The organism is Paenibacillus sp. J45TS6 (assembly GCF_018403285.1).
Taxonomy (GTDB): Bacteria; Bacillota; Bacilli; order Paenibacillales; family Paenibacillaceae; genus Paenibacillus.
In genome coordinates this window covers 1-1,516 of sequence record NZ_BOSJ01000045.1, presented here as the reverse complement: position 1 = coordinate 1,516, position 1,516 = coordinate 1, and the positions used below count along the sequence as shown (strand labels likewise).

Below are 1,516 nucleotides of genomic sequence, written 5' to 3'. Positions count from 1 at the left end.
TCTCAAAGGAGCAATCCTTCCGGGATGTTATCGTTGGAATGGAACCAACAGGGCACTACTGGCTGAACCTTGTTTATTTTTTAAAAGAAAAGCACGTAAAATACGGTGTGGTGAATCCACTGCATGTGAAGAAAAGCAAAGAACTAGACGACAATTCACCTACAAAAAATGACGTTAAAGACGCAAAAGTGATTGCTCAATTGGTCAAAGATGGGAGATACGCCGTACCTAGCCTTCCGGAGGGTATTTATGCAGAACTTCGGGAAGCGATGAAAATTCGCGATCACCTGACAACTGACCTTTGTGTGGTGCAAGCACGTGTCCATAACTGGTTAGATCGGTATTTTCCAGAGTTTCTAACGGTATTTAAGGATTGGGAGTGCAAGTCAGCCATACAGATGCTGAGCCTTTATTTACTGCCATACGAGCTTGTTCATGTACCGAACGATACCTTGCTGCAGCACCTGAGAGTAGTTGCTAAGCGAGGTCTTGGTCATGGCCGAATTCAGAATTTGAAGGCAGCAGCCAGCTGTTCAGTCGGTATTAAAGAAGGAGCAGAAATGGCCAAGATGGAGCTGCGATTGTTGTTGGATCAGTATAAATTACTTCATGATAAGCTTGAAGAACTAGAAGCAAAGTTAGAGGAATTGTTAAAGAAAGTGCCAAATGTTCAGCAATTATTAGCGATAAAAGGGATTGGCCGAGACACCATTGCTGGTTTTCTCGCTGAAGTTGGAGACATTAGTCAGTACCGACATCCGAAGCAGATTAGTAAGCTCGCAGGGCTGAATCTAAAAGAAAATACGTCAGGTAAACACAAAGGACAGACCAAGATTACGAAGCGAGGTAGGAAGCGACTTCGAGCTTTACTCTTCCGCGTCATGATGCCATTGGTTGCGAAAAACAGAGCATTTAGAGCCTTGCACGAGTACTATACCAAACGAATGGATAATCCGTTAAAAAAAATGCAATCGCTCATTGCGCTGTGTAATAAGCTCATTCGAATTCTGTTTGGAATCATGAAAAAAGGACATGAATTCAGTGAAGAAAAAATGATGCAGGATATTCCTCAATTCATGAAAATCGCACGAGCAGCTTAAATGTAGAGTTTGCTCTTAGAAATTTAAATTGTAATAAACAACAGACAACGAAAGCACGGATGAGTCGGAATGAAACTAACATACGGACGAAGATCCTGTCGGGCAGCATATCTGACCTCCACCTCATGGACAGGTTGAATGAAGGAATGTGGGAGCGTAGACTCTGTGAGACATGGGAGGGTAGACCGCCATGAGTCAGTGTGGAGATCTATAGGTGCAGTTATATTTTACCGAATAAGCCTCTTTTTACACATGAGTGGTCTAAGTAACGATGTTTTCTGCATTTTCTGTAACTCCATAATTTTCTTTATATTCAATATTGATCCATGAAAAAGATGTCTGTTAAATATGTAAGACATTAAAATTCTAAGAAAACATGAGCATTTAAGAGAAAAGTGATTCTCCATAGAGGGAGA

General features: G+C 41.4%; 1 protein-coding gene. It reads left to right on the top strand.

Going from position 1 to position 1,516, the window contains the following annotated elements:
* Positions 1-1,100 (top strand): IS110 family RNA-guided transposase (locus tag KJS58_RS24760; protein ID WP_213536330.1); only part of this gene is annotated, 1,100 nt, incomplete at its 5' end.
* Between the last annotated feature and the right edge of the window lie 416 nt (positions 1,101-1,516).